The 24067-nt window shown below is 40.8% G+C and carries 23 protein-coding genes, 2 tRNA genes, 1 pseudogene and 1 riboswitch; of the genes and pseudogenes, 11 read left to right on the top strand and 15 right to left on the bottom strand.

What is annotated here, in order from left to right:
* The first annotated feature begins 83 nt into the window (after window positions 1-83).
* The 4 genes from ABLB98_RS01980 (at window position 84) to ABLB98_RS01965 (ending at window position 5776) form a co-directional block, all read left to right on the top strand.
* On the top strand, window positions 84-3452 hold the full coding sequence (locus ABLB98_RS01980) for an Rne/Rng family ribonuclease (RefSeq protein WP_348882655.1): 3369 nt from the start codon (window positions 84-86) through the stop codon (window positions 3450-3452).
* Window positions 3453-3641: 189 nt separating this feature from the next.
* Window positions 3642-5483, top strand: a complete 1842-nt coding sequence (locus ABLB98_RS01975) for a long-chain-acyl-CoA synthetase (RefSeq protein WP_348882654.1) — start codon at window positions 3642-3644, stop codon at window positions 5481-5483.
* 120 nt (window positions 5484-5603) lie between these two features.
* Window positions 5604-5679 (top strand) — tRNA-Lys (locus ABLB98_RS01970).
* 21 nt (window positions 5680-5700) lie between these two features.
* Window positions 5701-5776, top strand: a tRNA-Lys gene (locus tag ABLB98_RS01965).
* Between the two features lie 51 nt (window positions 5777-5827).
* Here ABLB98_RS01965 and ABLB98_RS01960 read toward each other — a convergent pair.
* Both ABLB98_RS01960 and hemW read right to left on the bottom strand, forming a co-directional pair.
* Window positions 5828-6295: a macro domain-containing protein gene (locus ABLB98_RS01960; protein ID WP_348882653.1), complete on the bottom strand. Its 468-nt coding sequence runs from the start codon at window positions 6293-6295 to the stop codon at window positions 5828-5830.
* 27 nt (window positions 6296-6322) lie between these two features.
* Window positions 6323-7477, bottom strand: a complete 1155-nt coding sequence (hemW, locus tag ABLB98_RS01955) for a radical SAM family heme chaperone HemW (protein ID WP_348882652.1) — start codon at window positions 7475-7477, stop codon at window positions 6323-6325.
* A 116-nt stretch (window positions 7478-7593) separates the two neighbouring features.
* Between hemW and ABLB98_RS01950 the strand changes: the two genes are divergently transcribed.
* The 4 genes from ABLB98_RS01950 (at window position 7594) to ABLB98_RS01935 (ending at window position 11420) form a co-directional block, all read left to right on the top strand.
* Window positions 7594-8055 (top strand): DMT family transporter, encoded by a 462-nt coding sequence (locus ABLB98_RS01950; protein WP_287692151.1) that lies wholly within the window; start codon window positions 7594-7596, stop codon window positions 8053-8055.
* A 29-nt stretch (window positions 8056-8084) separates the two neighbouring features.
* Window positions 8085-9446, top strand: coding sequence for an MATE family efflux transporter (locus ABLB98_RS01945; RefSeq protein WP_348882651.1), 1362 nt, complete (start codon window positions 8085-8087; stop codon window positions 9444-9446).
* Between the two features lie 287 nt (window positions 9447-9733).
* Window positions 9734-11029 carry an AarF/ABC1/UbiB kinase family protein gene (locus ABLB98_RS01940; RefSeq protein WP_004659160.1) on the top strand — a complete coding sequence of 432 codons (1296 nt, stop codon included), beginning with the start codon at window positions 9734-9736 and terminating at the stop codon, window positions 11027-11029.
* 136 nt (window positions 11030-11165) lie between these two features.
* Window positions 11166-11420, top strand: coding sequence for a type B 50S ribosomal protein L31 (locus ABLB98_RS01935; protein ID WP_005218504.1), 255 nt, complete (start codon window positions 11166-11168; stop codon window positions 11418-11420).
* A 100-nt stretch (window positions 11421-11520) separates the two neighbouring features.
* On the opposite strand, the pseudogene ABLB98_RS01930 reads toward ABLB98_RS01935, so the two are convergent.
* The 3 genes and pseudogenes from ABLB98_RS01930 to ABLB98_RS01920 form a co-directional block, all read right to left on the bottom strand.
* Window positions 11521-11787: pseudogene (locus ABLB98_RS01930) on the bottom strand (DUF190 domain-containing protein).
* A gap of 75 nt (window positions 11788-11862) precedes the next feature.
* The gene (gene crcB, locus ABLB98_RS01925) at window positions 11863-12243 is read right to left on the bottom strand and encodes a fluoride efflux transporter CrcB (protein ID WP_348882650.1); all 381 of its coding nucleotides are present in this window, start codon (window positions 12241-12243) and stop codon (window positions 11863-11865) included.
* 133 nt (window positions 12244-12376) lie between these two features.
* Window positions 12377-12443, bottom strand: a riboswitch (Fluoride riboswitch).
* A gap of 59 nt (window positions 12444-12502) precedes the next feature.
* Window positions 12503-13354, bottom strand: a complete 852-nt coding sequence (locus ABLB98_RS01920; protein ID WP_348882649.1) for a DUF2071 domain-containing protein — start codon at window positions 13352-13354, stop codon at window positions 12503-12505.
* A gap of 126 nt (window positions 13355-13480) precedes the next feature.
* On the opposite strand from ABLB98_RS01920, the gene ABLB98_RS01915 reads away from it, so the two are divergent.
* Entirely contained in the window at window positions 13481-13813 is a 333-nt protein-coding gene (locus tag ABLB98_RS01915) for a HopJ type III effector protein (protein WP_005162753.1), read from the top strand.
* A gap of 14 nt (window positions 13814-13827) precedes the next feature.
* Here ABLB98_RS01915 and ABLB98_RS01910 read toward each other — a convergent pair whose 3' ends face one another.
* From ABLB98_RS01910 to ABLB98_RS01895, 4 genes are all read right to left on the bottom strand, one after another.
* A complete protein-coding gene (locus ABLB98_RS01910) occupies window positions 13828-14466 on the bottom strand; it encodes a flavin reductase family protein (RefSeq protein WP_087542980.1) in 639 nt (212 codons plus the stop codon).
* Window positions 14467-14484: 18 nt separating this feature from the next.
* Complete coding sequence (locus tag ABLB98_RS01905; protein ID WP_249570162.1) at window positions 14485-14895, bottom strand: GFA family protein; 411 nt, start codon at window positions 14893-14895, stop codon at window positions 14485-14487.
* A 78-nt stretch (window positions 14896-14973) separates the two neighbouring features.
* Window positions 14974-16164: a TIGR03862 family flavoprotein gene (locus ABLB98_RS01900; RefSeq protein ID WP_348882648.1), complete on the bottom strand. Its 1191-nt coding sequence runs from the start codon at window positions 16162-16164 to the stop codon at window positions 14974-14976.
* Window positions 16157-16801 carry a tRNA (guanine-N(7)-)-methyltransferase gene (locus tag ABLB98_RS01895; RefSeq protein WP_249570164.1) on the bottom strand — a complete coding sequence of 215 codons (645 nt, stop codon included), beginning with the start codon at window positions 16799-16801 and terminating at the stop codon, window positions 16157-16159. Before ABLB98_RS01895 ends, ABLB98_RS01900 begins: the two co-directional genes overlap by 8 nt.
* A 91-nt stretch (window positions 16802-16892) precedes the next feature.
* Between ABLB98_RS01895 and ABLB98_RS01890 the strand changes: the two genes are divergently transcribed.
* A complete protein-coding gene (locus tag ABLB98_RS01890; protein ID WP_005162768.1) occupies window positions 16893-17084 on the top strand; it encodes a DNA gyrase inhibitor YacG in 192 nt (63 codons plus the stop codon).
* On the opposite strand, the gene ABLB98_RS01885 is transcribed toward ABLB98_RS01890, so the two are convergent.
* The 5 genes from ABLB98_RS01885 to ABLB98_RS01865 all read right to left on the bottom strand — a co-directional run bounded on the left by ABLB98_RS01885 (window position 17081) and on the right by ABLB98_RS01865 (window position 21519).
* Window positions 17081-17725, bottom strand: coding sequence for an MBL fold metallo-hydrolase (locus ABLB98_RS01885; protein ID WP_050042095.1), 645 nt, complete (start codon window positions 17723-17725; stop codon window positions 17081-17083). The two genes, ABLB98_RS01890 and ABLB98_RS01885, sit on opposite strands and share 4 nt — an antisense overlap.
* A gap of 29 nt (window positions 17726-17754) precedes the next feature.
* Window positions 17755-18771, bottom strand: coding sequence for a ferrochelatase (hemH, locus tag ABLB98_RS01880; protein WP_005162777.1), 1017 nt, complete (start codon window positions 18769-18771; stop codon window positions 17755-17757).
* Window positions 18772-18840: 69 nt separating this feature from the next.
* Entirely contained in the window at window positions 18841-19869 is a 1029-nt protein-coding gene (locus tag ABLB98_RS01875) for a DUF4062 domain-containing protein (RefSeq protein WP_087542990.1), read from the bottom strand.
* Window positions 19870-19973: 104 nt separating this feature from the next.
* A complete protein-coding gene (gene murI, locus ABLB98_RS01870; protein WP_348882647.1) occupies window positions 19974-20852 on the bottom strand; it encodes a glutamate racemase in 879 nt (292 codons plus the stop codon).
* Between the two features lie 43 nt (window positions 20853-20895).
* Entirely contained in the window at window positions 20896-21519 is a 624-nt protein-coding gene (locus ABLB98_RS01865) for a DUF1285 domain-containing protein (protein ID WP_348882646.1), read from the bottom strand.
* 187 nt (window positions 21520-21706) lie between these two features.
* On the opposite strand from ABLB98_RS01865, the gene ABLB98_RS01860 reads away from it, so the two are divergent.
* Window positions 21707-23419 (top strand): electron transfer flavoprotein-ubiquinone oxidoreductase, encoded by a 1713-nt coding sequence (locus tag ABLB98_RS01860; RefSeq protein WP_005162789.1) that lies wholly within the window; start codon window positions 21707-21709, stop codon window positions 23417-23419.
* 48 nt (window positions 23420-23467) lie between these two features.
* On the opposite strand, the gene ABLB98_RS01855 is transcribed toward ABLB98_RS01860, so the two are convergent.
* Window positions 23468-24064, bottom strand: coding sequence for a LysE/ArgO family amino acid transporter (locus ABLB98_RS01855; protein ID WP_178882979.1), 597 nt, complete (start codon window positions 24062-24064; stop codon window positions 23468-23470).
* Between the last annotated feature and the right edge of the window lie 3 nt (window positions 24065-24067).

Below are 24067 nucleotides of genomic sequence, written 5' to 3'. Positions count from 1 at the left end.
TGAATCTTGATCGCGCCAATTTGATGTTTGCTCAAAAGTATCGGGCTGATTGTTTGTGTGCATCACTATTAGGTGTCACACCCATGAAACGTATGTTGATTAATGCAACCCACGCCGAAGAAGTTCGCGTTGCACTGATTACTGGTAATCGTCTTTACGATTTCGATTTAGAAAATCGTACTCGTGAACAAAAAAAATCAAATATTTATAAAGGTCATGTCACTCGCGTTGAACCTTCTTTAGAAGCAGTTTTCGTTGAGTACGGCGCACAGCGTCAAGGCTTTTTATCTATGCGAGAAATTGCAAACTCGTATTTCAAAGCGGATCCTCGTCAAACTTCAAATATTCGTGAACTCATCACTGAAGGCACAGAATTATTGGTTCAAGTCGAAAAAGAAGAGCGCGGCAACAAAGGTGCTGCGCTTTCTACTTTTATTTCTCTTGCAGGCCGTTATTTAGTACTTATGCCAAACAACCCGAAAGGTGGCGGTATTAGCCGTCAGATTTCAGGTTCTGTGCGCGAAGAACTCAAAGAAATTCTATCTTCTTTAAATGTACCTCGTGGTATGAGCGTCATTGTTCGTACTGCGGGTATTGGTCGTACACAAGAAGAATTGCAACTTGATTTGCAACATTTACTTGACCTTTGGGCTCAAATCCAAGGTTCAGCAGGTTCTGGTCCATCACCAATGTTAGTTCACCAAGAAGCAGGTGTAGTGACACGTGCGATCCGTGATTACTTACGTGATGATGTTGCAGAAATCCTGATTGATAGTGAACAAGCTTATAACGAAGCCTATAACTTCGTAAAAGCAGTCATGCCACGCCAACTTGATAAGTTAAAAACTTATACCTTGAATGAGCCTCTATTTGCTCACTTCGGTATCGAAAGCCAAATCCAAACCGCTTATGAACGTGAAGTTAAACTTCCGTCTGGTGGTTCAATCGTGATTGATCAAACTGAAGCTTTAGTTTCAATCGATATTAACTCGGCGAAATCAACACGTGGTCATGATGTTGAAGAAACTGCGTTAAATACCAACTTGGAAGCAGCTGAAGAAATCGCACGTCAACTTCGTTTGCGTGATATTGGCGGTTTAGTCGTAATCGATTTTATTGACATGACCAAAGACCGTAACCAACGTATGGTTGAAGCGAAATTACGTGAAGCAACGCAAAGCGATCGTGCGCGTATTCAATTCGGTCAACTGTCACGTTTTGGACTCATGGAAATGAGCCGCCAACGTTTACGCCCTTCTTTAGAAGAAGCGACTGGCTACGTTTGTCCACGCTGTCATGGCACAGGTATGGTACGTGACTTACGTTCACTCTCACTTTCAATCATGCGTAAAGTTGAAGAAATTGCTTTACGTGAGCGTCAAGGTGAAGTTCAAGTTGAAGTTCCAGTTGAAATCGCAGCATTCTTATTAAATGAAAAGCGTCACAGCCTGGTATATCTGGAGCAAACTTCCAATGTGCGTGTCACCATTTTGCCGCATCCACATTTAGAAACGCCACACTATGAAATTCAGTACAATCCAGCAGGCTTTGCGCCTTCAAGCTATGAACGTACTGAAGCGACCCGTGACAGTGAAAAACAACTCGGTTATGAGTCTTCTGAATGGCATTTAGAAGAAGCAGAGCATCACCATGCAGCACCTGCACAAAATAATGCAGCTGCACAGCAAAAGAAAGCCACTCAACAACAAGCTGCTCAACCTAAGCAAGCACAACAAGCTGTTGCACAAAAATCAGCAAGCCCTTGCGCATGGTTAGAGAACTTATTCGTTCAAAAGCAAGCACAAACGATTGATCAATCACGTTCTGCACAAAATGCTGCCGCAGCAATTGAACAAATGATTAATAACGGTGCAGTCAGCCGTGGTCAGTTTGGTCAAATGAATACACCTGCTGCTATCACTGAGACTGCAGCACCAACCGTCAATAATGCTTATATTTCACAATCACCGGTGAAACAAGAAGCACGCGAAACATTTGAGAAAGATGAAAAAGCTCATCGCCCAAATCAATCGCAAAATCCGAAGAAACGTAAACATAAAGAACAACGTGAACATCATTCACATGCACATGAACAACAAAATCAAGTGCAGGAAGAAAATGTTCAAGTTTCTTCTCGTCAAGAGCAACCATCACGTCAAGAACAACGGGAGTTAAAGCGTCAGCAAAAACGTCAGCAACCACAAGAACATCAAAACCAACAGCAGCATCAAGATGCTGGACATGGTAATGATACAAGCGCGTTGCCACGTCGTGATCGCAATAACCAACAGCGTCCAAATCGACCAAACCGTCATCGTGACCAAAGTGTTTTAAATGAAACTGCTGCCGCTACACATGAAACTGTAGCGAGTCCTCAACAAATTAAAGTTGATGTGATTGATGCACCTCGCGCAGAACCAATCAACACAGCATTGATCGTAAATATTGATCAAGGTCAAAGTGAAATTGTTGCATTAAATCAACAACAGGCTAAGCCAGTTACAAAAACTGAAACAGTACCTGTTGCTGTAGAGCAAACTGAAGTCCTTGAACCTGTTCAAATAGAAAAAGTGGCTACAGAAGTTGAAGAAGTGACATCAACTGAAGCTGCTCCAGCACCTGTAAAACGTGCTAGCAATGATCCACGTTCACGTCGTCGTCATCGTGATTCACAATCATCACCTAAAGCCGTTGTGCCTAAAGTTGTACCGTCACAAATTCCAACATTAGCTCAATACACGATGAGTAGCCTGATTCGTCATGTATATGGTGAAGATTGTACTATTTTGATTGAGCAATTCGGCTTAGTGACAACATTTAATCGTGCATTACAAAAGTTTGCTGAGCAATATGCAAATACTTTAGTGCTTGAAACTGTTGCTGAAGAAAAACGTCCCGTAACCCGTGATGCTGAACTTCCAACTCAAAAGCAAACTGAAGAAGTTGAACCTGCACCTGTATTGGCACTAACTCCACCTGAAGCACCTGCTACTCGTGTTGCAAATGATCCACGCGAACGTCGTCGCTTGGCTAAACTTGCCGCTGAACAAGCTAAGGAAGCTCATATCGCTGCAAATACGACTGCTGCACCTATTGAAAGCACTGAATCGAAAGAAGAAGTGCCAGAAACAGTCGTTAATATTGTTGCAGATGAAACAGTAGCCACCACTCCAGCGCAACAACCACTAGAACTAGACAGTACTGATGTTACGCCAGCAGAAGCTGCACCAGTTGAAGCTTCCGAGCCAGTAACATCGACTGAAACAGCTGAAGTTGAAATCGTAGCTGTAACTGTTTCTGAAAATACTGAAACTGTTCAAGCTATTGAAAAAGCTGAGCCAACTGAAGCAGAACTAGAGGATGAAGCAGCGAAGGCAGAAAAGGAAAAATCTAGCCGCCCTCGTCGCCCTCGTGGAAGACCACCTAAAAAGAGCACAACTGGCAATGAATAATTTGCTAAATTGCACTCAATAAGGCAAAGCCTAGTCATTTCGATGACTAGGCTTTTTTGTTATTTTGTCAGATTAGGTTGATTGCTCTAGGAAATTACCAGTAAAAACAGCATCAACAACAATGATGTTAATGGTTTTGTTCTAACAGATAGCCATTTTTGGACTGGTCGAAAAATAAATAGGATTGATATGAGCCAAACTACGCAGACCGATATTATTACCCTTAGTGATGTTACTACTCGACTTCCAAACTTCATCACCAAAGTACCTCATATCCTCAATGGACTTAAACAAGCATATATACGAACGCCAACTTCACCTGCTGGTTTAGGCATTGCCTTTGAAAAAGCAGTCAAGCGTAACCCTCAAGGCATCGCTCTGTTATTTGAAGATCAAAGTTACAGCTACCAAGCACTAAATGAATGGGCCAACCAAATTGCGCATTACTATTTATCGCTTGGTGCTAAAAAGGGTGATGTCATTGCAGTGATGGTTGAAAACCGTCCTGAACTGATTGCTACGATTGTTGCTTTAGCTAAAATTGGTGTCACGATCGCACTCGTAAACACATCACAAGTCGGTAAAATCCTCTCTCATAGCATTAATTTGGTTAATCCAATTGCAGTGATTGCAGGTGAAGAAGTCCGTGCTGCGATTGATGAAGCTCGCACAGAATTAAAAGTTGCTCAAGATCGTTTCCACTGGTTTGCTGATCTAGAAACACGAAAAAATGCAGGGATTGCACCACAAGGTTATGTGAACCTTGCGCAACAAATTGACCAATTTCCAAAATTCAATCCATCGACTACCCGCACCGTGACAGGTAAAGATGGTTTGTTCTACATCTATACCTCTGGTACAACGGGCCTACCAAAAGCTGTTATTTTCACACACAGCCGTTGGACTCTAGCTTACGGCACCTATGGACATATCCTTAACCTCGGTAAAGATGATGTGATGTACGTGACCCTCCCGCTTTACCATGCAACGGGAGTTGTGGTGTGCTGGTGTGGTGTGATTGCAGGTAGCGCAACCCTTGCCGTACGCCGAAAGTATTCAACCAGTGCATTCTGGAAAGATGTACAGAAATTCAATGCCTCTGCTATTGGTTATGTCGGTGAACTGTGTCGTTACCTCATCGATGCGCCTGCAACTGAACAGGATCGTGCTCATCGTGTTACCAAAATGATTGGTAACGGTATGCGTCCAAACATTTGGGGTAAGTTCAAAGAACGCTTTGGCGTGCAAGAAGTACTTGAACTTTATGCATCAAGTGAAGGCAATGTTGGTTTTAGTAATATCTTTAACTTTGACAATACAGTTGGCTTCTCTCCAACACCATACGCGATCGTTGAATTTGATAAAGAAAAGAATGAATTAGTTCGCGATAAGAAAGGTCACTGCAAGAAAGTCAGAACAGGTGAGGTTGGCTTACTGATTGGTAAGATCACCAACCGTTCACCATTTGATGGCTACACCGATCCAGAAAAGAACAAATCTGTGATTTTAAAAGATGTGTTTAATAAGGGCGACTCATACTTCAATACGGGTGATCTGGTTCGTGATATCGGCTTTCGTCATGCGCAGTTTGTAGACCGTTTAGGCGATACTTTCCGTTGGAAAGGTGAAAACGTTTCTACAACTGAAGTTGAAAACATAATCTGCGAATATGAAAAGATCGCGGAAGCTGTGGTATATGGGGTAGAGATTCCAAATACCAATGGTCGTGCAGGTATGGCAGCAATTACTTTGGTTGATGGTGCAGAGCTTAACGAAACTGATCTAAGCGCTATGGTAAATGTATTTAAAAAATGCTTACCATCTTATGCAATTCCAGTATTTTTACGCATTCAAGCCAAAGTAGAAACCACTGGAACATTTAAATACCAAAAAAATAAACTGAAAGAAGACTCATTTAATCCGAGCAAAACATCTGAACGTTTATTGGTTTTATTACCAGGTACAAACAGCTATAGTGATGTAAATACTGAAATCTTTGATAACATTCAAAGCTATCAGTACCGTTTCTAGTTTATTTTTTAGCTAAACAAGAGGAAATCGTGCTTTTTATAAACAATCATGCAGATGTTTTTAAATTTCCTCTTGTGTTAGCTGAATAAGTTGCTAGAATACGCAACATCAAAACGAGATGGGTCGTTAGCTCAGTTGGTAGAGCAGCGGACTTTTAATCCGTTGGTCCCGCGTTCGAGTCGCGGACGACCCACCATTTAATGTTTTGAACCCCTATGGGTCGTTAGCTCAGTTGGTAGAGCAGCGGACTTTTAATCCGTTGGTCCCGCGTTCGAGTCGCGGACGACCCACCAAATTCTAAAAAACCTCTCAACTTTGAGAGGTTTTTTTATTTCAGCTTTTTATTATTTTCTAAAAATCACAATAAACACATCCAAATCACTCTGTGATTCACAAATCGTCTGCTCAATGAGTCTCTGAACTTGCTGCTCATTAAATCCTCCTGTTCCAGCCCCAATCAATGGAAAAGCAATAGAGCGAAAATGATGATGCTCTGCTAATATTAAAGCTGATTGTACTGATTTTCGAATAGAATCTTCCGTTGCACACCAAAATGCATTAATACCTGCAACATGAATAATACCCTTATAAGGCAACTTTCCCGCCTCGGTTAAAACAGCCTGCCCTATAGATAACATGCCATATTTCGATAATGCCCTAAATGGTGCATAACCTGCTTGCTTTTTTATTGCGCCAGACACACCTTGAGGTAATAGTAACCACCATGGAATAAAGTTGCGATTCCATGCATTCACAATCACATCTACAGGTTGTTGAAGTAAATCACCATAAACAATATTTATTATTGGCATCAAATATTTTTCCTAATTTTTAAAATTTCATAAAAAACTTTCCAACACCGAATTTAAAAAGATATGTCCCTGCTCTGTGCAAGCAATTCGACTCACATCTGCGACCAATAGTTTTTTATCACGTAATTCTTTCAGGCTTTTATTTAAATCGCTTAAATCTAATCCTGTACGCTGAGTATAAAATTCAGCAGCAACCCCATCATTTAAACGCAAAGCATTCATCATAAATTCAAATGGCAATTCATCTGCTTCGATACGTTTCATTTGCACATGTTCAGCAGGTACCTTAGCCAAATAATCTTTTGGCAGCCGTGTCTTTTGAAAACGATAAATACCCTCTGGGCGAGTCACTTTGCCATGTGCTCCTGCGCCAATCGCCAAGTAATCACCAAACTTCCAATAATTCAAATTATGTGCTGAGGGTTTTTCTTTACGCCATGCTGAGACTTCGTAATTGATAAAACCATTCGCTTTTAAATAAGCCTCACCCCATTCTTGGATATGTTCTAAAACTTCATCTTGTGGCAATACGGGTTGGGTTCTAAAGAACACCGTATTTGGCTCAATGGTCAGTTGATACCAACTAATATGTGTTGCACCCTGTTCTACAGCTAATCTAAGGTCATTTAAAGCCTGTTCTTGCGTTTGCTGTGGTAAACCATGCATGAGATCAACATTAACGCGTTCAAAGCCTGCTTGACGCGCTTGTTGGATCGCATCTAAAGCATTATTCGTAGTATGAATACGACCCAGTCGCTGTAAATGCTCAGGATCAAAACTTTGTACACCTAATGATAAACGGTTGATGCCAACGGCAAGATAATCTGCAAATGGATCATGTTCAACCGTTCCAGGATTGGCTTCCAATGTGATTTCACAATCTACCTCAAAGTCTAATCGCGCCTTTAATTGACTAAATAACCACTGATAGCCTTGTGCTGAAATTAAAGACGGCGTTCCACCACCAATAAATACGCTATGAATTGACCGACCTTGCGCCATTTCAATTTGAGTCTCAAAATCAGCTACCAGTGCCTCAAGATATTGTTGCTCTAAATCCACAGACAATTCCCCATCAGGAACAGCATGTGAATTGAAGTCACAATAAGGGCACTTACGCACACACCAAGGCATATGGATATAAAGTGAAAGTGGAATATTTGCTGGATTTAAATGACTCAAAATAGAAGCTCAACAACAGAACCCTTTTATTTTAACATGACTCTATCAATCCGCTTATTATCATCACTTCACTATTCGGTTAGACTGAGACAATGAAGAACAATTAGACCGATAATATGATCAAAATTACCAGCCAATTGCTATTTATTCTTCCTCTTGCATTAGGTGTCGGTATTGCAATGGCATTTCAAACTGCAATTAATTCACAACTTAGAGAACATTTACACTCACCTCTTCAAGCTGCCTTACTCTCTTTTTTGGTAGGAACAATTGTGCTTGCATGTATGGTTTATTTTCAAAGCACAGCAAAACCCAGTCTTGGAGAACTGTCTCAAATTCCATGGTTTCTATGGGTCGGTGGATGTCTTGGGGTTTATGCTATCAGCATGAGCATTTATACTGCACCCAAACTAGGTTTTTTAACTTTTTCAGGCTTAGTTATTTTCGGCCAATTGGCCATTTCAATGTTACTTGACCATTTCGGCTGGTTAGGTACAGAAAAAACACCTGTCAATTGGCAACGTCTTGTCGGCAGTATTGTCATTTTTATTGGTGTTATATTCACTCTACAACGCTAATTCTCCCTCAATCAATAAGAGTATTTTTTGTGTCTGACGCGACAACCAAGCGGTTTGAACTTAAGCAATTATTTCATTTAATGTTTCCGATCTTGATCACCCAATTTGCTCAGGCTGGGCTTGGTCTTATTGATACCATCATGGCAGGTCATCTTTCTGCTGCTGATTTGGCAGCAATTGCTGTCGGTGTTGGTCTATGGATTCCAATTATGTTGTTATTTGCAGGAATCATGATCGCAACAACACCTTTAGTCGCTGAAGCGTGCGGTGCAAGAACACCAGAGAAAATTCCGACTATTGCACGTCAATCCTTATGGGTTGCGGTCATCCTCGGCATCGTTGCTATGTTGATTTTGCAATGTATGCCGATGTTTTTACCTCTCTTTGGAGTACCTGCAAGCTTACTACCCAAAGCAAGCCTATTTTTACATGCGATTGGCTTTGGTATGCCTGCGGTGATGATGTACGCAGCATTACGTAGTTATTCTGAAGCCTTAGGACATCCACGACCTGTGACTGCGATTAGCTTAATTGCCTTATTGGTCCTGATTCCACTGAACTTTATTTTTATGTACGGTTTTGGACCTATTCCTGCTTTAGGGAGTGCGGGTTGTGGCTTTGCAACAGCAATCTTACAGTGGCTGATGTTTATTACACTGGCGATTTATATTTCAAAAGCTAAGGCTTATAAACAAGCGCCCATTTTCACAAAATGGGAAAAAATTGATCCTGTATGGGTAAAACGCATCTTAAAGCTGGGTCTGCCGATTGGTCTAGCTGTATTTTTTGAGGTAAGTATTTTCAGTACAGGCGCGATTGTCCTGAGTCCACTCGGTGAAAATGCGATTGCGGCGCATCAGATTGCAATTTCTGTGACTTCACAATTGTTTATGATCCCATTATCTCTTGCGATTGCACTCACGATTCGTGTGGGTACTTATTATGGAGAGAAAAATTGGTATGCGATGCGCCAAGTTCAAAAAGTAGGGTTAATTAGCGCAACCATTTTTGCTGCTTTGACCATGACACTGATTGCTGTAGCGCGCCCCTATATCGTGGCAATCTATACCAATGATATTCATGTTATTCCTGTCGCGATGTATCTGTTGTGGTTCGCGATGGCGTATCAACTAATGGATGCATGGCAAGTAAGCGCTGCAGGCTGCCTACGAGGCATGCAAGACACGCAAGCACCAATGTGGATTACCTTAATGGCATACTGGGTCATTGCTTTCCCAATAGGCTTATATCTGGCACGTTATACGATTTGGGGTGTTGCAGGTGTTTGGTTAGGATTGATTATCGGTTTAAGCATTGCCTGTGTATTCTTAATTGGTCGTTTATATTTAAACAATAAACGTTTAGGGCAACACATTAATCTCAACTCATAAGAACTTAATGCTGATTTAATTTTTTAATTGAAAGATGACAAGGATGTCATCTTTCAATTTGATCAAAATGTGCGATCAATCTAATAAAAACTTTGGCTAAATCTTAAAAGATCGGGCTAGATTACATCTAAAGATTCCAACCAATAGATGCCCAATACATCCTGTAAGATCTAATCCATTCTCAATATCTACTTACATCCCTTAACATTTCCATCTAGGCAATTTAAGTTTTGTCGCCTATGATCAGGATATCACTTTGAAACTGAATCGAATGAGGTCAAGCGAATATGGCAAAACATGCAAGCTCTCCCAGTAGACGTTTTTTAAAACTGGCTGGTATGACCGCAAGTATTGCCAGCAAAAGCGTTGCCAACTCCATTCGTAATCTCACCGCAGATGAAGAACAAAAAAACGCAGCACGCAGCCAACTATTTCAAGATATTGGCTTACAGATTGCCGATACATTGGGTGAAATGAAAGGTGCTGTGATGAAAGTTGGGCAAATTGCCTCACAGTATAAAGACATCTTTCCACCCGAAGTGGCGAAAGCAATTGCTAAGTTACAACGCCAAGCCCCTGCCATGCCTTTTGCTGCGATACAACAGCAAGTCGAAAAAGAGTTAGGCAAACCCTTAAACCAAATTTTTAGCTCTTTTGAAACCGAACCATTTGCAGCAGCTTCGATTGGTCAAGTACACCGTGCGGTACTTCCAAATGGGCAAGCAGTTGTGGTGAAAGTACAATATCCAGGGGTTGACCAAGCTTGTGAAAGTGACTTAAAGCAAGTCCGCCTCGCATTACGCTTAATGGGCGTACTTAAGATTGATAAAAAGCTACAAGATCAACTATTTCAAGAAATTCAGGACAGCCTTTCTGCTGAATTGAACTACGAAATCGAAGCACAAAACCTCGAGGTTTTTAAAATTTTTCATGAGAAGTTGGATGATCAAATCATCATACCAACCGTCTATAAAGATTATTCATCTCGCCGCGTACTAACGCTGAGCCTTGAACAAGGTGATTCCATTGAAACCGCAAGTACATGGTCAGTTGAAACCCGTAATCAAATCGGCCGTCGTTTGATTCGCGCTTTAGGACAAGAAATGTTTTTCTTGAAGCGTTTTCATTGTGATCCACATCCGGGCAACTTCGCTTTCCGTGAAGATGGCAGTGTGATTATTTATGATTACGGTAGCGTCAAAACACTATCCCCTGAAATCATTCAACACTTTAAAGCATTGGTCAATGCAGCTCGCCAAGAAGATATTGCTCAGGTTGAAGATTTACTGGTTGAACTGCATTCGATTGCTGAAAAGCAGAAATTTCCAACTGAATTGTATACACAATGGATTGAAATTCTATTACGCCCGTTAAGTACACATTATGACTTTGCCGAAAATTCATCGCATCACGATGGAATGCGACTTGTTAAAAAATCGCTGAAATATTGGGATGTATTTAAACCTTCTCCAGATACGCTCATGGTCAATCGTACGATTTCAGGACATTATTGGAACTTGATTCACCTTAAAGTTCACGACAACTTAAATGATTTATTTGAAGAGCTTGTTCCAAATTACTAAAAACCACCCCCTTTATTTTGAATAAAGGGGGTGAAATATTTTACCTACAAGTTATAGATCACTCACTTGAAAGCATTAGAATTGACTCCATATATTGTTATGTTATAACACACCATAAAAATAGGAGTCATTTAAAATGCGTAAAGATATCCATCCTGCTTATCAACAAGTCTTGTTTCATGATACCAATGCTGATGCCTACTTTTTAATTGGTAGCACACTCCAGACCAAACAAAGCAAAGAATATCAAGGCAAAGTCTATCCATACGTTACCCTAGATATTTCAAGTGCATCGCATCCGTTTTATACAGGTGAAGTACGCCAAGCAAGCAATGAAGGTCGTGTTGCCAGCTTTAACAAACGCTTTGCACGTTTTAATCGCAAAGGTTAATCTTGTTTTAAGTTTCATTCATTAAGCTATTAATATTGGAAGTCTAAGGCTATATCTCCTCCGCTTAGACTTCTTTTTTTATGTCTAGATTCTATACATCCTAGCGATCAGTTGATTTACCCACCACGCCAAACTCAATCGGTGTTTTCACATAGAATAAAGAAATCTCTTTAAGATTCAGATAACTCAATAATTCGATTGCTTGTTCAGAGCTTACTGAAAATTGAATTTGTATAGGTCGATCCGCGAATCCAAAGAAACGAGCAGAATGAAATAAACCCTGATGATCAACACCCTCCAAACCCGCTAATACTGTCGCCCCACGCAAATTCATTTGACTTGCGACTGCCAACAATCATTCACTAATCGATTTTCCCTAAACATTATGGTTTTGTGTCGTACAAAAAGTAATTAAAAATCCATTCATTTCATCACTTCTTGGCTATGTGGCACTCAGCCATTGATGCAGGCCCATACCTAAGATGGTAAACAGCAATGATCCAAGCACATGAATCAAAATCGCAGCACAGGCATAACCCAATTTACCACTTTGTAATAAGGTAATAATCTCAGCCGAAAATGTTGAGAACGTGGTCAATGCACCACAAAAGCCCGTGATCACGAACAGTTTGTAATTGGGGCTGAGAGAGCTTTGAGAAAAATAGGAAATTGCAAAGCCAATAATAAAGCCACCAACAAAGTTGACGGTGACCGTTCCTAAAGGAATATTGGGGAAAATAGGATTCAGCTTTAAACCCAAAAACCAACGTAACCATGCACCTAATACCGAGCCAAGTGCGATTGAGAGTAAAGGATAGTACATGATTTACTCCATACACTGCGCTGGAGCTAAAATGATATTCAGCATGAGTTTATAGCTAATTTTCTGAAAATTTGTCATCTGCGAACTCCAAAAATGGGAACAGAGCACGCACAAACCTACGCTCCCTGTTCAGGGTAACGTAGGCATCATTAGCCAAAACGGCGGTTTGTAATAGGAGGAATGCCATCTCCTTTGCTCTAAAATAACATAATTTTTAGACAACTCAACTGCTGTGTATAAACATAAAGTTATCCACAATTTATTGAGATTCTGGCAATACTTTTTCTCCCACCACATAAAAATCCAGTTTAGGAACCACAAAAGTAAAAGCTGCGGCATCGTCATCTAAACCAAATTGTTGCAACAATTGAGGAGTCTGTAATTTATCGATCTCAGCAGCCTGAATTTGTTGAAATTGCACAGACATATTGATATCCCCTTGCGACATCTGAGTCGGTTGGTCAACCCATTCAGCCCACGCATGATCTTGATCCACCAAAAATTGAACGGCCTCATCCCATGAGGAAAATAAGCTTTGCCAAGCCTCAGGTAAACGTTTCTGCATGGTGATGTGTATATCACTGCTAAAAGAATAATCTTCATCCACGCGAATACGAGTATGAATCGTGTTTCCATCTCGTTGATGCTGAAAATTTGGCGCATATTGCGCAGGCATCACATCACTGGCGAGGCGACCACCGATCACATACAGAGCTTGATCAACGATCACTTGTTCAAAGATTACGGTCTTGGGCTTTGATTCATCTAAATAAAAGCGCCAATTACTCTGCCGAGGTGAAGGCATTAGCTGGCGTAGTTTTCCAAGGAAATTAAAGCCAAAATGCTGGTGCTGATAAGTTAAAATAGTAAAGATGGTTTTGCCCTGCTTTTCCCATAAAATAACAGGATCTGGATAACGCTGGCGAACTTGCTCAACATCCACCAACCAAGACAAATAAACCACATTGCTCACCTGACTTTGTAAACGCATAAAAGGAAGTATGCGCATTACCATACGACGGAGTTGCAAGACAAAACGACAGCTTAATATCGGCGCGAAAAATCGCAATGTAGACCATGGTGAGGACCACCTTAAACGGTGTCTATTCATTCTTATTCAAAAGATTGATACTTGCTTTGAGCATAAACTGCCAAGATTACAACGTCCAGTTCAAATACGATGCTGTATTTAAATGTTATGATGCGGGCATTACTTCACCAAATATGGAATTTTGAAATGGCTCAAAGCTTATTGGCACAACTTAAAGATGGTTCAGCAAAGTTTGCAGACGTATTGGCATTTATTGAAGCGCGTTATCAACATACGCCAACAGCCTTTCAAAATGGCGCACAATCAAATGCTGAAACCGAAAACCAAGGCAGCGCAAAAGTACTCAGCTTTGCGCAAATCGAAGGCTTAAATCAAGCGGAGACGCTCAGTTTATTTGCGGAACATTATGCATCTGTATTGGCGACACCTGAAGCAACAGATCATCAAAATATCCGTCAGTTTATGCAAAATGGTTGGGATGGCGTGAAGTTTGAAGGTAAAGCACTGACTGCAAAATAAGATAAAGGAGGTCTTTAACCTCCTTTTTTATCATCATTTTCTATTGTAATGTTGGGTCTAACCAGTTTAGATAAATTTGTTGTTAAACTATAAAAATCGCCACCCATTTTCCCAACACTATCGAGTTGCTGCTGATCAATCATCTGCCCATCCCATAACCGATCATCAACATAAATCGATTTGACATCCAGCAATACGACTGTACCTCCAGATGCTAAGCTACTGAGCTGAATCACCTCTCTTAATTGGCATTCATAACGCACTGGTGCATATTTTACTGCCAAGGCTGCGACCGCATGGCTTGGTTCAGACTCAATCTCAGCAAAATCAAACTCACTTTGCTCTGGAGGCAATACTGCACAAGATAAATTCATCTGTTCAAGCAGTTGTGAATTTACAATATGAATCGCACATTGTTGCGTCTCGATTAAATTTCTCAAAGTATCTTTATCTTGCCCATTTCTTGGATTGACTTGTGAATACCAAAGGATGGGAGGATGACAACTCGCAACGTTAAAGAATGAATAAGGGGCTATATTGGCTACGCCACTAGCAGAAATGGTACTGATCCATGCGATGGGTCTAGGCGTAATTCCCCCAACCAACAAACGATAGATCTGATTTGCATCTAACTCAGAGGTTTCAAAAATCATAATGCTTGCACTACCTACTTATGGGCGTTCGATATATTGTGGTAAATCATCTGTAATGCAGTCCCATTCTGCTTTTGACGCCGCGAAAATATGCATGCTGGGTTTTTGCTGTAAAGGTGTATCTAACGTACCAATTCTTAAACGATACAATTCTGGCTGCGCATCACGTGAGCTAATGAGTGGTGAACCACATTCCCCACAAAACCAGCGATAAACACCTGTAACAGCAAATTTTTTAACGAGGTGCTCACCTTGTACAATTTTAAAATCTCTACTACTAATCGGTGCATTAGTGGCGTAAGCCGTCCCGTTCGCTTTACGGCAACGCTGACAATGGCACTGAACTATCTCACCAATTTCACCCTGAATTTCGTAGCGGATGCCCTGACATAAACAACTCCCTTGATATACTGGCGATTGTTCAGACATATCATCATACATCCTATATTTATTGGCTACTCAAAACTAACACTATTCGCATATCAAACAAAGTACAAAACAGCGTATTTATCTGCTTAAAAAATGTTGTACGCCTTGCCCTGCTGCTCGCCCTGTGGCAAAACAAGCCGTCAGCAAATATCCACCTGTCGGTGCATCCCAGTCCAGCATTTCGCCACAGCAAAACACATAAGGATTAGATTTCAATTGCAATTGTGGAGATAAAATATCTTGCTTGACCCCGCCCGCACAGCTAATCGCTTCTTCGATTGGACGGAAGCCATCTAAAGAAATACTGAGATGCTTGATCTGCTGCACCATTTGCTTGGCATCTGACCATAAGCTTTTATCAACGATTTCCCGAAGCAGATTAATTTTGACCTGATCCAAGCCTGCTTTACGCCAAAGATTGGTAAGAGACTGCTTCTTATTGCCTTGTAATTTCTTTTCTAATTGTTCAATACTGATGTCTGGAAGTAAGTCTAGGTGAAGTTTTAGGTTTTTCTTTTGGCTCAGCTGTGTTCTTAAATCACGTCCCAATTTATAAACCACACCACTTTCAAAACCATAGTGCGTAATGATGATATCACCATGTGTCTTTCGCTCAGTTGTAACCCACGCATCAACTCGTTTGAGTGGCTGACCGAAACAATCTTGCATAAACGGCGACCATTGTTTCAGCACCCCAGCATTGCTAGCCTGAAATGGTTCAATTTCATCGGTGGAAAGCCATTGCTGCCACGCCCCATCACTGCCTAATTGTGACCATGACACTGCTCCGCAGGCCAAAATAATCGCATCATAAGTTGCACTAAATTGCTGAGTCTGATTCTCTATCGTGAGTTGATTGTTGGATAAATCCACACAACGATGACGATAATGGAATTTTACGCCCTTCTGAATCAATCGCTTTAACCAAGCACGAAGTAACGGTGCTGCTTTCATTTCTACTGGAAACACACGCCCTGAACTGCCGACATAGGAATCGATCCCAAGACCTTGCATCCAATTTTGAATCCACTGAGCATCCCATTGTTTCACCCAAGGGCTCAACCAATCGGTACGATCATAGCGTTGGATAAATACGTCTACAGGCTCAGCATGTGAGATATTTAAACCTGTTTTGCCCGCCATTAAAAACTTGCGCGCTGCAGAAGGTTTTTGTTCAAACACATCAATTTGATAGTTGTATTGACTCAACACTTCAGCAGCCATCAAGCCCGCTGGACCTGCACCAATAATCGCAATGCGTTTAGACATCAAGGTTCTCTTGAATATTCTGCCCTTGCAATGGTGCAAAATCATCAAAACGGGTTGTATAGCCTTCTGGTTTTCGAATGATCAATTGTTGGCACAATTCACCACGTTCTAAGTACTTAATTTCAAAATGAGTACGTGCAGAATCTACTGCAATTTTCTGCTTTTCATATGGCAGTTTCCATAGCTCAATCAACTGCTGTTCAGCTTCATCAATATATTCAGGAATATTGCTTGCGAGCGTAATCGAGCCATTGGGCTGAAGACGAGAAAGTAAGAACTCAAAGAATGGCATATTCAGCCAACGTTGTGCAGGATTATGCGGCTCTGGATTTGGATAGAGAATAAAAAATTGTTCGACCTGTGCAGGATATAGGGCATGCACAATCCAAGGTAAAGCATCGGCATGAATCGGATTGAGATATTCACGCGGTTCTAGTTGATGCTGTTTTTGCATAGCCAGAAATTTTTCTTTGGTTCGTTCAATCGCATACAACGTGGTGTGTGGATTTTGCCCCGTAAACAACAAGGCATGTTTGCCTTTTCCAGCACCAATTTCGACACAAATCGGTGTACTAGGAATGGCAATAAAATCACGAGGGGCTTGCATACGTTGTGCTTGAAATTGACGAATCGACATAATCTCATCAAACTATCTAGAAATCGGCATAAGTCTAACAACTCACTTTACTTTTGCCTAATCTATTTGTTTTATGTTTTAGGAATTTTCTATGCCACGTACATTTCCCTGCCCTCGTTGTGGTGAAGCCAGCACTTGGGAAGGTAATGAATTTCGTCCGTTTTGCTCAGAGCGTTGCAAACTAATCGATCTTGGGGCTTGGGCGAGCGATGAATACAAATTACCTACTCAAGATGCCCCTCAATCAGGCTTGCAACGCCAAGAAGATGATTACGAGGACTAACCTGCTTTACTTGCCACAAAAGGATTGAACTGCTTTTCATAGCCGATGGTACTCATCGGTCCATGACCTGAGATAAACTGAGTTTCATCAGGCAAGCTAAAGCATTCACGCTGAATTGAATCAAGTAATTGCTGATGATTACCTTTTGGAAAATCAGTACGCCCAATCGAACCTTTGAACAATACATCACCGGTCCATAGCAAACCATGTTTGGCATTATAGAACATCACATGACCAGGCGTATGACCAGGCGCAAAACGGACTTCAAATTCATCCTCACCCAGTTTCAACGTTTCGCCCCCCTCTAACCACTGATCAACTTTGACAGGTTGTGGGATCGGGAAACCATAGCGTGCTGAGACTTCTTGGATCATATCAAGCCAAAACTGATCTTCTTTATGCGGCCCAATCACTGGAATATTCCATGTCTCAGCAAGTTCACCCACCGCACCTGCATGATCAAGATGCCCATGCGTTAACCAAAGTGCTTTAACATTTAAACCGAGTGCTTCTACTTGTTGTTTGAGTACAGCAGCATCACCACCTGCGTCAATCAAAACAGCCTCTTTACTTTCACTATCCCAAAGAATAGAACAATTTTGGGCAAATGCAGTAACGGGTACAATTTTGACTTGCAGCATAAAAACCTCTGGCGAAATAAAACGTCAATTTAACGATGGGCTAAGGTATGAGTAAGGGCATCAAGATTAGCCTGAACTAGACTAGCAAGCAAATCAATATGCGCTTGATCGCTGTTCAAAGCAGGAATATAAGCATATTCCCCACCACCCGCATGTTGAAACAGTTCTTTATTCTGGATGGCCAACTCTTCCAATGTTTCTAAACAATCCGCCGAAAATGCAGGACTCAATACTTGCACTGATTTAACTTTTTGCTCACCCCATTGCTGTAAAATCACATCCGTATATGGCTTAACCCATTCCTGCTTACCAAAGCGAGATTGGAAACTAATAGCCCATTCATGCTCATTTAGGTGCAATGCTTCAGCGACGAGTTTCGCTGTCATACGACAACGATCAGCATAAGGATCACCTTTATCCGCATACGGCTGCGGGATACCATGAAAAGACATCAATAATTTTTCAGGTTTACCATATTGGGCTTGATAAGCGACAACACTATCCGCCAATGCCTGAATAAACATGGGATGTTGATAATAATCTTTGATTAACGTCAGACCGGGTAAATGGCGTTGTTTAGGAATCCATTTTGCAAAAGCATCATAAAGGGGTGCTGTTGATGTTGCGGAATACTGAGGGAATAAAGGTAAAAGGATAACGTGCTCTTGTGGATTTTTTTCAAGCTGCTCAAAAACACCATATATGCTGGGTTGCCCATAGGTCATAGCTGGAACAACCGTCAAATCAAAAGGCTGATTTTCCGATTGTAAGCGTTGCTTCACCAATTCAGTTTGCTCAAGCACAATTTCTCGCATTGGTGAATCTTTTGACCATACAGAAGCATAAGCTTCAGCCACTCTTTTAGGACGGAATGTCAATACAAATAAATGTAAAATAATCCACCAAATCGGTTTCGGGATTTCAATTACACGTGTATCGGATAAAAATTGTTTTAAAAATCGACGTACTGCTGGCACAGTGGCCTCGTCTGGCGTACCTAAATTTGCTAAAACCACAGTCACTTTTGGTTTTGGTGTAGCTGACATAGATCGCTTCCGCTATAGCTAAATTTCTTCAATTACTTTAGCAGTTTTATGATTATTTTTTAAATTGAATTAATGCATGGTCTTAAATTGAAAAACCCGATTACTATCCAGAATGTTACTTTCTAATAACTTCTGCCCTTTTGAGGTCAATTGCCATAACATCCGTTGGCGATCATCACGGCCAGTTGGCATAATCCATTCATTTTGACGCATTTGTGTTTTAATTTCATGCAGTGCACGAATATTGATTTGCGCGCGAGAAACAGCATGCGCGCGTGGCATTTCCTTGCGCGCATCATCCAGACCCGTTTCATTTAGATATTCATTCATACGCTTGGAAAAATATTCTTCAGGTGTTGGAATCACAAATGATGAACCAAGCACATTCAGTAATTGTGCCCATGTCATTTTACGGAATGGTTTAACTTCTTTGAAATTACCATCTTGATAAGCATGCATACGATATTCAAATGAATAAATCTCATGCATTGATACCTTTGGAACAGTTGCAATCGGATCGACTTCTCGACTTCCAACTTCAGTTTCAAGTTGTTTTACTTTTGCACGCAAACTGTCAATTTCATCTTGTAAAACTTGCGTATTTTGCGGACGCACCCAACCGACCACAGGATAACGCTCTAACATTTGTGGCATATTCGAACGTACCGCAAGTTCTAAATCACGCAAAGTCCGATAAGTAAAAACTTGATCAACTTCATGTTGAAGCTGTTTTCTAAACTCTTTGAATTTTTCTCTCAATTCTAATTTATGATCATGTAATACAGCATCACGTGATTCAGGATCTTCATGCATGAATACAATCACAGGTTTCTGCTTCGTCATGGCGTAAATATATTCCAGATGCATGTAACCGACACCTGAAACGGATTGTTCGCCATACTGGCTACCTAATAAGATTACGACGTAATCACAGTCATCTATTTGACGACGAGCAATAGAGGTACTTAATGGTGTGCGCTGTTCTAAGCCCCACGAAAAGAAACCCATCCCAACCAAAGTTTGAGTCAAGACTGCTCGCTCTGGTTGCATTTCATTGCCAGACGTAGAAATAAACACTTGATAACGGGTATCTTGCATAGGCTAAGCCTCAATTCACTGATCAATAATTTTAAGCTATTTTGCTTAAATTTTATTAATAGATAACCTAGACCAAACCACAAATATGATTAGATTTTACGCACTTAAGCAGTAATTTCATCCAAATTGCGAATCGTCCATGTTATTTGTTCTGGTACTAGATGTTTGAGCACTAATGATAACTCAATCGCATTATTACCACTGACATAACATTCAATACGTGTAATATTATGACTTATTTTGTCACATAATAACCTATTTTTTATTAAAATATATGCTGTTTGTCGTGCAACCGCTTGCCCAGAGTCAATTAACTTTAACTTTTCACCAAAAACCTGACGAATCGCATCTTTTAGGAAGGGATAATGGGTACAACCTAACACTAAAAAGTCAGCACCTTGAGCAACAACAGGCTGTAAAATTTCTTGCAATACATTCAAACAACCTTGACTCATTTGTTGACCTGACTCTACAAAAGGTACCAGTTTCAAACTGGTTACAGCGAGAACTTTCACCCCAGCAGGTTCAGCAAATTTGAGCATGACATCTTTAATCAATTGACCACGAAAAGTTGCTGGTGTTGCTAACACTGCTACAACTTTAGATTGGGTTTGGATCACAGCAGGCTTCAACGCAGGAACTAAACCTACGATTGGAAAACGCTCACCATAATAATCTCTCAAATAATCCAAACTAAAAGCTGAAGCAGTGTTACAAGCGACAACTGCAATTTTGCAACCTTGTCGATACAACCACTCAATTGCTTGAGCAGTAAGCTTGCGAATCTCTTGATCTGAACGCGCACCATAGGGAACATGCGCTGTATCTGCATAATAAAGAATGCGTTCATTCGGTAAATGTTGTGCAATTTCTTGTGCAATCGATAATCCACCAATACCCGAATCAAAAACCCCAATTGGCGCATCAGCAGATGCGTGTGGCATAGGATCCAATAAGAGAGGCATAGGTTGAACAACTGTCATACACACGTGAGCACTAATTTATCTAATCTTTTAAGCTTAAACCTCAGGTGCTCAAATGCAAGATCAAATCACCACTTTTTAACGTTAAAACAGCCTCACCTTGAGCATTTTCAGACAAAGAACCATAGTTCACGAGATGATAAAAACTTTGTCTCTGGATTAAAGCATTGATACCAAAACGTATATGTACATAGGGACGTAATTCACCTGCATATTCACGCATAAAAATAGGGTGTGTTTCATCCACAATCACGACGTCCTGATTGGTTGTAGAGACTTGCAAATAAGATTTTCCATCGATTTCAATTTGATACACATGATTGATTAATAAAGGCTCATCTTCTACCTCAATTTCAATCTGCTCTACAGGTGTTTTAAGATAAAATTTACCCTCTTCTTTCCAAAGTACTTTAGTAAACAAATCCAATAGCGCCTGCCGCTTGATCAATTGACCTTCGTGCCACCATTCACCATTGGCTTTTACTTTCAAATCCATTTTGCCACAATGCTTTGGATGCCATTGGTCTAAAGGTGGAATTGACCTTTTGTGACTTTGCTGTACATCTTTTAAGTATTGTGAAATGTTCATTAAGTTTTTATCATCAGAAAACATGATTTTTCCCTGATTTTCTAAAGGGTTTTGTGGAGAATCATTTTCATTTATCATAGTTTATGCCTTGCTGACGAGAAAATATGACCGCTCAGCCAATTGGCGAGCCCAAGGTTTAAAACTATACTATCCCAAACGTTTGCAAGCACAATAGTAGCATTTGTGTTTGGCAATTCAGAACACTCATGGCAGCACCGAATCGCAATATTACGGTTGCCACCCTTAAAAATATGAGGAGTCCTACATGGAACACATCGAACGTGAAGCGATGGAGTTTGACGTAGTGATCGTAGGCGCAGGGCCTGCGGGTTTATCTGCTGCGATTAAAATTCGTCAATTAGCGATTGAAAACAACCTACCTGATCTTTCAGTGTGTGTTGTTGAAAAAGGCTCTGAAGTAGGTGCGCATATCCTTTCTGGTGCTGTACTTGAACCACGTGCCATGAATGAATTGTTCCCGAACTGGAAAGAAGAAGGTGCGCCACTCAATGTACCTGTAACGGGCGACGAAACCTATTTCTTATTGTCTGATACCAAAGCACAAAAAATGCCGTATTGGATGGTACCAAAATCAATGCACAACGAAGGAAACTATGTTATTTCCCTCGGTAATGTTGTGCGTTGGTTAGGTCAAAAAGCTGAAGAGCTTGAAGTTTCTATTTTCCCTGGTTTTGCTGCCTCTGAAGTGCTTTACCATGAAGATGGTACTGTGAAAGGGATTCAAACAGGTGATATGGGGATTGGCAAAAATGGTGAGCCAACACATAACTTCACGCCTGGTTATGAACTCCATGCAAAATATACGCTATTTGCTGAAGGTTGCCGTGGTCACCTCGGTAAGCGCCTAATTGCTAAATATAACCTAGATAAAGATGCTGATCCGCAACATTACGGTATTGGTATTAAAGAACTTTGGGAAATTGACCCAGCTAAGCATAAGCCTGGTCTAGTGATGCATGGTGCAGGTTGGCCATTATCTGAAACAGGTTCTGCGGGTGGTTGGTGGCTATACCACGCTGAGAACAACCAAGTAACTTTGGGTATGATTGTGGATTTATCTTATGAAAATCCAAATATGTATCCATTTATGGAAATGCAACGTTGGAAAACTCACCCAACCATTAAGCAATTCCTTGAAGGTGGTAAACGCATTTCTTACGGCGCACGTGCAGTTGTAAAAGGTGGCTTTAACTCTTTACCTAAACTGACTTTCCCAGGCGGTTGCTTGATCGGTGATGATGCTGGTTTCTTGAACTTTTCAAAAATCAAAGGCTCTCACACTGCAATGAAGTCAGGTATGTTGTGTGGCGAGGCTGTGTTTGAAGCAATCGCAGCGGGCGTCGCAAAAGGTGGTGATCTTGCAATTGCTCGCGTTCTTGAAGGCGACGATCATTTTGCTAAAGAGTTAACGACTTATACAGATAAGTATAATAACTCTTGGTTAAAAGAAGAGTTATATCAAGCACGTAACTTTGGTCCAGCGATGCACAAGTTTGGTACTTGGATTGGTGGCGCATTTAACTTTATTGATCAAAACATCCTTAAAGTGCCATTTACGTTACATGACTTAAAACAAGACTTTGCTGCACTTAAAACTGTAGATGCATCGACGTTCAAACCAAACTATCCAAAACCAGATGGTAAGTTGACCTTTGACCGTTTATCTTCAGTATTCGTATCAAATACAGTGCATGAAGAGAACCAACCTGCTCACTTAAAGCTAACTGATCCATCAATTCCAGTGAATGTAAACTTACCGAAATGGGATGAGCCTGCTCAACGCTACTGCCCTGCTGGTGTTTATGAAATCATGGAAAATGATGATGGTTCTAAGCGTTTCCAGATCAACGCAGCAAACTGCGTACACTGTAAGACTTGTGACATCAAAGATCCATCACAAAACATTACTTGGGTAACCCCTGAGGGTGGCGGTGGTCCTAACTATCCAAATATGTAAATTTTTGATAAAAACCAAGTTTCGGCTTGGTTTTTTTATTTCTTAGGTTTAGCGTAACAATGAAAGTGCAATCATCCACATCACCACACCAATGATCCCATCAAGCAATTTCCATGCTTTCGGATTGGCAAAAACTGGACGTAGTAGACGAGCACCAAAACCTAGACTAAAAAAGAACAAGAAAGACGCAGAAACCGCTCCTGCTGCAAACGCCACTTTATCAGTATATTGTGCTGAAATTGAGCCGAGCAACACCACCGTATCCAAATAGACATGTGGATTTAACCAAGAAAAACTCAAACATAACATCAAAGTTTGCGCCAAAGTTGTAGTTGGTTGTGCTGAGGCAACGAGACCACTATTGGCTTTATAGGCGTTATAAAAACTACGTAAGCCGTAAATAAATAGGAAGGCAGCACCAAAATATTTCATGACTTGAATCAGCCCTATCTGCTGACTCAAAATCGATGCAAAACCGAAGACACCAAAGCAAATCAAAACTGCATCAGATAATGCACAAACAAGGCAAACCCAAAACACATGTTGCTTTAACAATCCCTGTTTCAATACAAAAGCATTTTGTGCGCCAATCGCTAGAATTAAAGAGAAACCTAACAATAAACCTGAAATATATGTAGAAACCAAAAC

The organism is Acinetobacter yuyunsongii (genome assembly GCF_041021915.1).
Taxonomy (GTDB): domain Bacteria; phylum Pseudomonadota; class Gammaproteobacteria; order Pseudomonadales; family Moraxellaceae; genus Acinetobacter.
This window is presented reverse-complemented; position numbering and strand designations above follow the sequence as displayed.

Coding starts and splice junctions, on each gene's coding strand:
- ABLB98_RS01890 (WP_005162768.1), top strand. CDS start 16,893: ATGCCACGTACATTTCCCTGCCCTCGTTGTGGTGAAGCCAGCACTTGG.
- ABLB98_RS01885 (WP_050042095.1), bottom strand. CDS start 17,725: ATGCTGCAAGTCAAAATTGTACCCGTTACTGCATTTGCCCAAAATTGT.
- ABLB98_RS01940 (WP_004659160.1), top strand. CDS start 9,734: ATGGCAAAACATGCAAGCTCTCCCAGTAGACGTTTTTTAAAACTGGCT.
- ABLB98_RS01900 (WP_348882648.1), bottom strand. CDS start 16,164: ATGTCTAAACGCATTGCGATTATTGGTGCAGGTCCAGCGGGCTTGATG.
- ABLB98_RS01865 (WP_348882646.1), bottom strand. CDS start 21,519: ATGATAAATGAAAATGATTCTCCACAAAACCCTTTAGAAAATCAGGGA.
- murI (WP_348882647.1), bottom strand. CDS start 20,852: ATGACAGTTGTTCAACCTATGCCTCTCTTATTGGATCCTATGCCACAC.
- ABLB98_RS01960 (WP_348882653.1), bottom strand. CDS start 6,295: ATGCCAATAATAAATATTGTTTATGGTGATTTACTTCAACAACCTGTA.
- ABLB98_RS01975 (WP_348882654.1), top strand. CDS start 3,642: ATGAGCCAAACTACGCAGACCGATATTATTACCCTTAGTGATGTTACT.
- ABLB98_RS01915 (WP_005162753.1), top strand. CDS start 13,481: ATGGCTCAAAGCTTATTGGCACAACTTAAAGATGGTTCAGCAAAGTTT.
- ABLB98_RS01905 (WP_249570162.1), bottom strand. CDS start 14,895: ATGTCTGAACAATCGCCAGTATATCAAGGGAGTTGTTTATGTCAGGGC.
- ABLB98_RS01910 (WP_087542980.1), bottom strand. CDS start 14,466: ATGATTTTTGAAACCTCTGAGTTAGATGCAAATCAGATCTATCGTTTG.
- ABLB98_RS01935 (WP_005218504.1), top strand. CDS start 11,166: ATGCGTAAAGATATCCATCCTGCTTATCAACAAGTCTTGTTTCATGAT.
- ABLB98_RS01895 (WP_249570164.1), bottom strand. CDS start 16,801: ATGTCGATTCGTCAATTTCAAGCACAACGTATGCAAGCCCCTCGTGAT.
- ABLB98_RS01860 (WP_005162789.1), top strand. CDS start 21,707: ATGGAACACATCGAACGTGAAGCGATGGAGTTTGACGTAGTGATCGTA.
- hemH (WP_005162777.1), bottom strand. CDS start 18,771: ATGTCAGCTACACCAAAACCAAAAGTGACTGTGGTTTTAGCAAATTTA.
- ABLB98_RS01980 (WP_348882655.1), top strand. CDS start 84: ATGAAACGTATGTTGATTAATGCAACCCACGCCGAAGAAGTTCGCGTT.
- ABLB98_RS01875 (WP_087542990.1), bottom strand. CDS start 19,869: ATGCAAGATACCCGTTATCAAGTGTTTATTTCTACGTCTGGCAATGAA.
- crcB (WP_348882650.1), bottom strand. CDS start 12,243: ATGTACTATCCTTTACTCTCAATCGCACTTGGCTCGGTATTAGGTGCA.
- ABLB98_RS01920 (WP_348882649.1), bottom strand. CDS start 13,354: ATGAATAGACACCGTTTAAGGTGGTCCTCACCATGGTCTACATTGCGA.
- ABLB98_RS01950 (WP_287692151.1), top strand. CDS start 7,594: ATGATCAAAATTACCAGCCAATTGCTATTTATTCTTCCTCTTGCATTA.